Consider the following 9,748-nt stretch of genomic DNA (forward strand, 5'->3'; position numbering starts at 1 on the left):
CGGCGAGGAGCTGCTGCGCCTGCAGTTCGCGCACGCCCAGCGCTCCGACCAGCCGCTGTCGCTGATCTTCTTCGACCTGGACGACTTCAAGAAGGTCAACGACCGCTACGGCCACGACGAGGGCGACAAGGTGCTGCGCGGCGCGGCCGAGGCGATCCGCGGCATGCTGCGGCAGAGCGACGTGCTGGTCCGCTGGGGCGGCGAGGAGTTCCTGGTCGTCATGCCCAACACGCCATGCGAGGGTGCCCTGAAGGCGGTCGAGCGGCTGCGCGGCGAGGGCTTCGGCCGCCGCCCGGACGGCACGCGGCAGACCGCCAGCGTCGGCATCGCCGAGCACACCGCCGACGGCCCGCGGGAGTGGGAAAAGCTGGTGGAGCTGGCCGACCACCGCATGTATCTGGCCAAGCAGGCCGGCAAGGACCGCGTCGTCGCCGGTGAGTTGCCCGACGCCGCCCTGGTAGGCTGACGGGTGGGCTGACGGGCAGCCTGACGTCGTTACGACTATCAACAAGATTGCCGTCACCCCCGCTCCCGCGTCATAGTCGCGTATTCCAATCCCGCCGGTCCTGAATGCCGGCCGCGGAAACGAACCGCAGGAGCGCAGGGATGAACCCGCAGGCATCGCCGCCCGATGCGGACGCGGACGCCCGGCCGGACGGCCGCAGCGCCAGCCGGCTCCGCCGCCTGCTCTCCGGTCTGCTGTGGCCGGCGCTGATCGTCCTGGGGCTGGCGGTCACGGCGGGTGGCCTCATCCAGTACTCCGCCGCCTTCAACGACGGGGTGTTCAAGGCGAACGCCCAGCGGCTGGTCGGCGCCCAGGTGCGGCACGCGCGCCAGCAGCTCGGCCAGCGGGTGTCGGACTACGCGTGGTGGGACGAGGCCTACGCCAAGCTGCACGACGAGCAGGTGCAGGACGTCACCTGGGCGGAAAAGAACCTGGGCGACTACCTGTTCACCTCGTTCAACATCGGCGCCTCGCTGGTGGTCGACGGCGCCGACGCCGTGCGCTGGGCGCGCAGCCGCGACGGCGCCCTGGACGCCGGGTTCCGCGCCACCGAAAACGCCGGCCTCATGACGCTGATCCGGCAGGCGCGCGCCGTGCCGACGCCGGACCCCAAGTACGTGGACGGCATCGTCTTCCTGAACGGCGCGCCCTACGCCGTGGCGGCCAGCCGCCTGTCGCCGTTCGAGAGCCCGCAGGACCCGCCGGACACGCAGACGTCGTCCGTGCTCCTCCTCCTGCGGCCGCTGGCCGACATCGTCGCCGACCTGGGAAGCATGTTCGACGGCTCCTTCTCGGAAATGCGGATCGAGGAAGGGGCGGCCGAGGGCGGCGTCGCGCTGACGACGGTGGAGGGGGCGCCGGCCGGCACCGTCGTCTGGGACGCCGAACTGCCCAGCCGCCAGCTGTGGAACGTGGTCGGCCTGCCGTTCGCCGGGGCCATGCTGGCGCTGTGGGCGGTCCTCGCCGTCCTGTGGACGAAGAGGCTGCGCGCCAACCACGAGCTGGCGCTGCGCAACGCCGCGCTCGATGCCCACAACCGCGAGATCCGCGCCCTGATGGTCGACCTGGAGGCGGAGAAGACCCGCGCCCAGGCCGGCGAGCGTGCCAAGGCGCAGTTCCTGGCCATGATGAGCCACGAGATCCGCACGCCGCTGAACGGCGTGATGGGCATGGCGCAGGTGCTGCTGCTGTCGCCGCTGAACGACGAACAGCACCGGCAGGCGCAGACGATCCTGGCGTCGGGCCAGAGCCTGCTCGACATCCTCAACGACATCCTGGACATCTCGAAGTTCGACGCCGGGCACATGCACCTGGACGTGCAGGACCTGCCGGTGGCCGAGCTGCTGGAGGAGAGCACCTGCCCCTTCGAGGAGACGGCGCGCGGCAAGGGCATCACCCTGTCGGTGACCGTCGGCGACGACGTGCCGTCGCACGTGCGGGGCGACGCCATGCGGCTGCGGCAGGTGCTGGTGAACCTGCTGTCCAACGCCATGAAGTTCAGCAAGGGCGGCTGCGTCGCGCTGAGCCTGACCCGGCTGCGCTTCCCCGGACAGGACGGCGACTGGTACCGTTTCAGCGTCGCCGACCAGGGCATCGGCATGACCGAGGAGGTGCGCGCCAAGCTGTTCCAGGACTTCGTCCAGGGCGACGGCGGCATCACCCGCCGCTTCGGCGGCACCGGCCTGGGCCTCGCCATCTGCAAGCGGCTGGTGACGCTGATGGACGGCGAGATCGGCGTGGAGAGCGAACCCGGCCGCGGCAGCCGCTTCTGGTTCGACGTGCCGCTGCCGCCGGCCGCGCCGTCCGACACGGCCGACCCGGCCGACGCCGACCCGACCGACGCCGCTTGGCCCGGCCCGGCCGCGCGGTCGGCGTAAGGCGGCTCAGGCCGCCTCTTCCCCCACCAGCCGCGCCTGTTCCCAGGCCAGCAGGGCGCGCTTGCGCGGCACGCCGTAGCGGTAGTTGTGGATGACGCCGGACTTCTGGATCACCCGGTGGCAGGGGATCAGCACGCACACGGGGTTGCGGCCCACGGCGGCGCCCACCGCGCGCATGGCCGTCGGCTGGCCGATGGCGCGCGCCACGTCCTCGTAGCTGACCACCGCGCCCGAGGGGATGCGCAGCAGCGCCTCCCACACCTTGACCTGGAAGTTGGTGCCCTTCAGCAGCAGGCGCAGCGGCTCGCCGTCGGCCGACCGCCAGCCGCCCTCCCAGCCGAAGGCGCGGGCGGCCACGTCACGGGTAGATTCGGCGTCCTCCACCAGCCGGGCAGCCGGCCACGCCGCCTCGAACTCGGCCAGCGCGTCGGACGCGTCGGAACGGTCGGCGAAGGTCAGCCAGCACACGCCGCGCTCCGTGCTGCCGACCAGCGCGCGGCCGAACGGGCTGTCGTGCAGGCCCCAGCGGATGGTCAGGCCGGCGCCCTCGGCCTTGTACTCGCCCGGCGTCATCGCCTCGCACGCCACGAACAGGTCGTGCAGGCGCGACGGGCCGGACAGGCCGACGTCCAGCGCGGTGTCCAGCACGCTCTGGTTCTCCGCCAGCAGGCGCTTGGCGTGGTCGAGCGTGAGGAACTGCACGAAGCGCTTGGGGCTGATGCCGACCCAGCGGGTGAACAGGCGCTGGAAATGGTAGGGGCTCATCCCGGCGACGCCGGCCAGTTCCTCCAGCGAAGGCTGGTCCTGCCAGTGGTCGACGAGGTGGCGGATGGTGACGGTCAGCGCGCGGTAGTGGGCGCTGTCGGTGTCGTCGGTGGTGGCGTGGGCAACTTGGGCAAGCATGGCGGTATCCCTCTTGCGTCGGACACCAAGGGTGGCGACTCGCGGGCCGCCGGCCAACCCGATTCTTGCGCCCTCAGCCGACCGGTTCGGGCTGGCACGGCGCGTGGCGCCACGTGGTCAGCGCACCGTTCAGCGCCTTGGCGAACTCCAGCCGCTCGTCCGGGCTGAGGAAGGAGCCGACGGTCACCGACTGCCCGTGCGAGGTCAGCGTCACCTGGCTCTCGTGCCGGGGCGGGTCGTCCATGCTGACGCGCAGCCAGTAGGGCTGGAAGGTCCACACCCGCTCCGGCTTCTTCCAGGCGACGCGCTGCACGGTGAGGTCGGTGTCGGTCAGCCGCACCCGCTCGTACAGGCGGGCGGAGCGGTAGTTGGCGCGGAACGCCCAATAGAGGACGACGATGTCCAGCCCGAAGAACCCGGTGACCGGCCACGCCCCCATCGCCCAGAAGGCGCCGCCGACGACGGCGCTGACCAGCACGACGCCACCCATCAGCACGCGGAAGCCGGTGCGCCCCAGGCTGCGGTGCGGGTGCAGGATGGCGTCGAAGAAGACGCGGCGCGGTGACGGAGGGGTTACATCGTTCGTCATAGGCCGGGATCTATGCCCCCGCTGGTTCGCACGGTAAAGCATCCCGTGCTGCGACACGTTTGCGCGGTACCCCGTCCGACGGGTAAAGTCCGCGGCATGAAGCCCGCCACCATCGAAGACATGTTTCGCCGGTTGGCATCCGCCAACCCCGAGCCGAAGAGCGAGCTGGAGTACGTCAACCCGTACACGCTGCTCGTCGCCGTGGTGCTGTCGGCGCAGGCCACCGATGCCGGCGTCAACAAGGCCACGCGCCCGCTGTTCCAGCGCGTCACCACGCCCCGGCAGATGGTCGAGCTGGGGGAGGAGGGGCTGCGGGAGTACATCAAGACGATCGGCCTGTTCAACACCAAGGCCAAGAACGTCATCAAGCTGTCGGAGATCCTGGTGGCCGAGCACGGCGGCGAGGTGCCGCGCGACCGCGAGGCGCTGGAAAAGCTGCCCGGCGTGGGGCGCAAGACGGCCAACGTGGTGCTGAACGTCGCCTGGGGCGAGGAGACGATGGCGGTGGACACGCACATCTTCCGCGTCTCCAACCGCACCGGCCTGGCGCCCGGCAAGACGCCGGAGGCGGTGGAGCGCGGCCTCTTGAAGGTGGTGCCCAAGCCCTACCTGCGCCACGCGCACCACTGGCTGATTTTGCACGGCCGCTACGTCTGCAAGGCCCGCAAGCCCGACTGCGCCAAGTGCATCATCGCCGACCTGTGCGACTCGGACGAGAAGGTGGGGGCGCCGAAAAAGACGAAGCCCGGCGTGGCATAGGCCGCAAACAAAAAAAGCCCCTCTCCCTTGAGGGGAGAGGGGTTGGGGTGAGGGTGACTGCGCCCGGCAGGGCGGAAGAGAGACTCTTTATCCCGCCTTCCGGCGGTAACGACCCCTCATCCCAACCCTTCTCCCTCAAGGGGAGAAGGGCTCCAAATCAACTCACTCCGCGCTGGCCAGGACGGCGACCGGCTCCGGGGCGGCGGCGGGCTTCGGCGCGGTGGCCGTCAGGACCTGCACGTCGCCGATCAACTGGCCGCCGGCCTCGACCGCCAGCTCGCCGTACTTGATCGAGCCGGTGATCTTGCCGCCGGAACGGACGGTCAGGCGGCCGCGCACGCTGAGGTCACCCTCGAAACGGCCGCCGATGTCGGCCTCGTCGATCTCGACCGAGCCCTTGAACAGGCCGGTGTCGGTGATCTCGATGGAGCGGCCGTCGCGCAGCTTGGCCTCCACCGTGCCCTCGACCACCAGGATGTCGCAGGAGCCGATCTCGCCCGACAGCGAGATGTCGCGGCCGACGATCAGGCGGCGCTGGTCGGCGGCGGGGGCGACCACCGGGGCCGGAGCGGGTGCTGCGGCGACGGGGGCCGGGGCCGGCGTGGGGGCGAGGCCGTCCGGACGGCGGGGTGCCGCGCCGGGGATGTCGACCACGCGGCGCGGGACGTCCGGCTTGAAGGAGGAGCCGGGGATGGACGGTGCGGTGGGGGACTTCGGCGGGGTGGTGGTCATCTCGGGTCCCTTGTCGGAAAGCGGCGGACGGAACGTCGGCATGGCAGGCGGCGCCGAAGGCGGCTGCGGCGACGTCGGAACGGGCGCCGCGGCGGGCGCCGTGGCGGAGGAGGGCGCGACGGCCCCGGCGGGCGGCTCCATGGTCGCCGCGTCCGGCGCGGCGGGCGCGGCCGTGGCGGCGCCTTCCGGCTTGGGCGTGCCGACCGGCGGATTCTTTCGTCCGAACAGCATGAACTCGTCCCCTGGTCAGATCAGGTCATGTGGCGTCTTCGGATGACGGCGCCATGGTCGCACGGCACACCCGAAAAGTCGGCGCACCATCGAGTCGGGGTATCACGGTCATCCGGCCGGCCGCAAGGGGCGAATCAGGGTGCGGAAGATGTCCATCGCATCGTGTGAAAGACATGCACCATGAAGGCGCTCGCGACGACCGGCACCAGAAGGTTCACCACCGGGACGGTCGAAAGAAAGGCGATTATGACGCCGGCCAAAAAAGGTTTCAGTGGGTAGGCGCGCCGCAGCTCGCGCGCCGCTTGCCGTCCAATCCGTCGGTTCGCCACAAGCTCGAAGTATTCGCGGCCAAGCAAGTAGCCGTTGATCGTATAGAACACCAAAAGATTCAATCCGGGCGCGGCCAGATACAGCGGAAGCGCCACGATGTTGGCCACCAGGACCACCAGCAGAAAGCGCAATGCCGTCGTCATGTCGTTGAGGACGGTGGAGGACAGCGGCGGCGGCAGGCGCGGGTAGTGGCGCTGCTCCACCCGCGCCACCACCTCCTCCAGCAAGAGGCCGGAGACCATGGCGGCCATCGCCGGAAACAGGATCCAGGCCAGCACCACCGTCAGCACCCCGCCCAGCACGTCGATGGCGGTGTCCACCCACGACCAGTCGGTCAGCACCGTGCTGGTCAGCGCCCATTCGACCAGCACCAGCAGCGCCACGAAGGCGGCGATGGCGCCGGCCACGCCGATCCACACCACCCGGCGCGAACGCGGGTCCGACAGCTGGGCGAACGCGAGCATCAGCGCACGGATCATGTCCGGGAATTCCCTGTTGCGGGGCAAGATGCCGCAGTTCTAAGGCGCCCGGCGGCGGCGGGCAAGCGGCCGGCGGGCTTGTGGCGGCGCGCCCGGCCGCTATACTCGCGCCGGAATCAAAGACCGAATCCAGACAGCACCATAAGGAGTGTCATGGCTGCCGCCCTGTACGACGTCACCGGCATCGGCAACGCCATCGTCGACGTGATCGCCCACGCCGACGACGCCTTCCTCGCCGCCAACGGCATCGAGAAGGGGGCCATGACCCTCATCGACGCCGCCCGCGCCGAAGAGCTGTACGGCCGCATGGGACCGGGCGTGGAGGTCTCCGGCGGCTCGGCCGGCAACACCATGGCGGGCTTCGCCTCGCTGGGCGGCCGGGGGGCCTACGTCGGCAAGGTGTGCAACGACCAGCTGGGCTCGGTCTTCCGGCACGACATCACGGCGGCCGGCGTGCACTTCGCCACCGACCCGCTGCACGGCGGGGCGCCCACCGCGCGCTGCCTGATCCTGGTGACGCCGGACGCCCAGCGCTCCATGAACACCTACCTGGGTGCGTGCGTCGAGCTGGGGCCGGAAGACATCGACGAGGCGATGATCGCCGCCTCGCAGGTCACCTACCTGGAAGGCTACCTGTGGGACCCGCCGCGCGCCAAGGAGGCCTTCCTGAAGGCCGCCGGCGCGGCGCACGCGGCCGGGCGCAAGGTGTCGCTGTCGCTGTCCGACTCCTTCTGCGTGCACCGCCACCATGACGAGTTCCTGGACCTGGTGGCCAACCACGTCGACATCCTGTTCGCCAACGAGCACGAGATCGGCGCGCTGTACGGCACCGACGACATCGCCGTGGCGGTCGAGGCGGTGAAGGGCCATTGCGAGGTGGCGGCACTGACGCGCAGCGAGAAGGGTGCGGTCATCGTCGCCGGCGGGCAGGTGTTCGAGGTGCCGGCGGCGCCGGTGGACCGCGTGGTCGACACCACCGGGGCCGGCGACCTGTACGCCGCCGGCTTCCTCTACGGCTACACCCGCGGCCTTGCCCCGGCCGTGTGCGGCCGCCTGGGCGCCATCGCGGCGGCCGAGGTGATAAGCCACGTCGGCGCCCGGCCGGAGGTGTCCCTGGCCGAGCTGGTCAAGGGCGTGGTGTAAGGCGATAGGACCCTCCCCCACCTGCCGGCGGGGGAGACACCGCGCGGCGCCTGGGTTAAGCTGCGGAACCGCGCCGCTGCCGGGCCCGCCGATGCTGATCTACCTGCCGATTGCCGAAATGTCGGTCGACGCCGTGGTGGTGCTCGCCATGGGCGGGCTCGTCGGGTTCCTGTCGGGGCTGTTCGGGGTGGGCGGCGGCTTTTTGATGACGCCGCTGCTGATCTTCCTGGGCGTGCCACCGGCCGTGGCGGTGGGCACGCAGGCCAACCAGCTGGTGGCGGCCAGCGTGTCGGGCGTGCTGGCGCACTGGCGGCGCGGCAACGTCGACGTGAAGATGGGCGTCGTCATGCTGATCGGCGGCCTCGTCGGCACCACGGTCGGCGTGTGGATCTTCGGCCTGCTCCAGCGGCTGGGCCAGATCGACGTGGCCATCTCGCTGTCCTACGTCTTCTTCCTGGGCGTCATCGGCTCGCTGATGCTGGTGGAGAGCACGCGGGCGCTGATCCGCGGGCGGCGGCCGACGGCGACGCGCGGCAAGCTGCACCACCACATCTGGCTGCACGGCCTGCCGCTGAAGATGCGCTTTCATCGCTCCAAGCTGTACATCTCGGCGCTGCTGCCGGCGGGGATCGGCGCGGTGGGCGGCATGCTGGTGGCGATCATGGGCATCGGCGGCGGCTTCCTGCTGGTGCCGGCGATGATCTACCTGCTGAACATGCCGACCGCGCTGGTGGCCGGCACCTCGCTGTTCCAGATCATCTTCACCACGGCGGTGGCGACGGTGCTGCAGGCGGCCAGCAACCAGACGGTGGACGTCATGCTGGCGCTGCTGCTGCTGGTGGGCGGCGTGATCGGCGCGCAGTTCGGCACCAAGGCCGGCGGTTACCTGCGCGGCGAGCAGGCGCGCGCGCTCCTGGGCCTGCTGGTGGTGATCGTGGCGGCCCGGCTGGCCTGGGATCTGGTGACGACGCCGCCCGACCTGTTCAGCATCTCCGGCGGCGGGGGCGGCTGGTGAGGGGGCGCGCGGCGTTGCCGCTGGCCGTGCTGGGCGCCCTGTTCGGCACGGCGCTGACGGTGGGGCTGACCTTCGCCCTGTCGGCGCGCGCGCAGCAGCTGGTGGCCGACCTGTCCAGCCACCTGATCGCCATCACCACCGGCTTTTCCGGCACCGAGGTGGTGCTGTTCGGCTCCACCGACGGGCAGGGCGACGTGGCCGTCGTGGTGACCGGGCCGCGCAGCAACGTGCGCGTGCGCCGCAAGGACCGCACCGCCGGCATCTGGATCAACCGCGAGAGCGTGCTGTTCGAGCAGGTGCCCAGCTACTACGTGGTCGCCACCAACCGCCGGCTCGAGTCGCTGGCGCCGGAGTCGGTGCTGGAGCGCCACCAGATCGGCACCGCGCACCTGCGCCTGGACACCAGCGATCTGGTCGGTCCGCTGGCGCTGGGCGACTTCCGCGAGGCGCTGATCCGCAACAAGCAGCGCGCCGGCCAGTACGGCCTGACGCACGGGCAGGTGACGTTCCTTGGCGAGCGGCTGTTCCGCACCAACATCTATTTTCCGGCCAATGTGCCGACGGGCCTGTACAACGTGGAAGTGTTCCTGATCCGCGGCGGCGAGGTGGTCAGCGCCCAGACGACGCCGCTGGTCGTGTCGAAGATCGGCTTCAGCGCCGAGGTCTTCGACTTCGCGCGCAGCCAGCCGCTGACCTACGGCGTGGTGGCCGTGATCGGCGCCATCGCCGCCGGCTGGCTGGCGGGTGCGATGTTCCGGAGGGTGTAGATGAGCGACAGCGAAGCGATCGGCAATCCAGACCACAACAATCCAGACCACGACAGCCCGGACAACAAGCGCATCTTCCTGGTGGTGGTCGACGAAAGCCCGGAATTGAAGGTGGCGCTGCGCTACGCCTGCCTGCGCGCGAAGAAGTCCGGCGGGCGGGTGGCGCTGCTGTACGTCATCGAACCGGCGGAGGTGCAGAGCTGGCTGGCCGTCGAGACGCTGATGCGCGAGGAGCAGCGCGCCGAGGCCGAGCAGAAGCTCCAGAAGCTGGCGCGCGAGGTGAACGCCTCCACCGGCGCCGTGCCCATCCTCTACATCCGCGAGGGCGACCGCCGGGACGAGCTGATGGCCCTGATCGACGAGGAGCCGGGCATCTCCATCCTGGTGCTGGGCGCGGGCATCGAGCCGGAGGGGCCGG

11 protein-coding genes are annotated in these 9,748 nt (G+C 70.6%); 7 read left to right on the forward strand and 4 right to left on the reverse strand.

Annotated features, from left to right (window positions below; genetic code table 11):
- Both VED21_RS11510 and VED21_RS11515 read left to right on the forward strand, forming a co-directional pair.
- A partial coding sequence (locus VED21_RS11510) for a GGDEF domain-containing protein (protein ID WP_324882496.1) occupies window positions 1–466 on the forward strand: 466 nt, incomplete at its 5' end.
- 140 nt (window positions 467–606) lie between these two features.
- Window positions 607–2,382 (forward strand): ATP-binding protein, encoded by a 1,776-nt coding sequence (locus VED21_RS11515; RefSeq protein WP_324882497.1) that lies wholly within the window; start codon window positions 607–609, stop codon window positions 2,380–2,382.
- 6 nt (window positions 2,383–2,388) lie between these two features.
- On the opposite strand, the gene VED21_RS11520 is transcribed toward VED21_RS11515, so the two are convergent.
- Window positions 2,389–3,285 (reverse strand): methylated-DNA--[protein]-cysteine S-methyltransferase, encoded by an 897-nt coding sequence (locus tag VED21_RS11520; protein ID WP_324882498.1) that lies wholly within the window; start codon window positions 3,283–3,285, stop codon window positions 2,389–2,391.
- 73 nt (window positions 3,286–3,358) lie between these two features.
- Entirely contained in the window at window positions 3,359–3,874 is a 516-nt protein-coding gene (locus VED21_RS11525) for a DUF2244 domain-containing protein (RefSeq protein WP_324882499.1), read from the reverse strand.
- Between the two features lie 96 nt (window positions 3,875–3,970).
- Between VED21_RS11525 and nth the strand changes: the two genes are divergently transcribed.
- Window positions 3,971–4,633 (forward strand): endonuclease III, encoded by a 663-nt coding sequence (gene nth, locus VED21_RS11530; RefSeq protein ID WP_324882500.1) that lies wholly within the window; start codon window positions 3,971–3,973, stop codon window positions 4,631–4,633.
- A 162-nt stretch (window positions 4,634–4,795) separates the two neighbouring features.
- Here nth and VED21_RS11535 read toward each other — a convergent pair whose 3' ends face one another.
- Complete coding sequence (locus VED21_RS11535; RefSeq protein ID WP_324882501.1) at window positions 4,796–5,596, reverse strand: polymer-forming cytoskeletal protein; 801 nt, start codon at window positions 5,594–5,596, stop codon at window positions 4,796–4,798.
- A gap of 134 nt (window positions 5,597–5,730) precedes the next feature.
- Window positions 5,731–6,405, reverse strand: coding sequence for an EI24 domain-containing protein (locus tag VED21_RS11540; protein WP_324882502.1), 675 nt, complete (start codon window positions 6,403–6,405; stop codon window positions 5,731–5,733).
- 153 nt (window positions 6,406–6,558) lie between these two features.
- Between VED21_RS11540 and VED21_RS11545 the strand changes: the two genes are divergently transcribed.
- From VED21_RS11545 to VED21_RS11560, 4 genes are all read left to right on the forward strand, one after another.
- Window positions 6,559–7,548, forward strand: coding sequence for an adenosine kinase (locus VED21_RS11545; protein WP_324882503.1), 990 nt, complete (start codon window positions 6,559–6,561; stop codon window positions 7,546–7,548).
- 91 nt (window positions 7,549–7,639) lie between these two features.
- Window positions 7,640–8,563, forward strand: coding sequence for a sulfite exporter TauE/SafE family protein (locus VED21_RS11550; protein ID WP_324882504.1), 924 nt, complete (start codon window positions 7,640–7,642; stop codon window positions 8,561–8,563).
- Window positions 8,560–9,330: a TIGR02186 family protein gene (locus VED21_RS11555; RefSeq protein ID WP_324882505.1), complete on the forward strand. Its 771-nt coding sequence runs from the start codon at window positions 8,560–8,562 to the stop codon at window positions 9,328–9,330. The genes VED21_RS11550 and VED21_RS11555 overlap by 4 nt, the downstream gene beginning before the upstream one ends.
- On the forward strand, window positions 9,331–9,748 hold a 418-nt coding region (locus tag VED21_RS11560), incomplete at its 3' end, for a universal stress protein (RefSeq protein ID WP_324882506.1).

It is taken from the genome of Azospirillum sp. (assembly GCF_035627195.1).
In the GTDB taxonomy this organism is placed as follows: Bacteria; Pseudomonadota; Alphaproteobacteria; order Azospirillales; family Azospirillaceae; genus Azospirillum.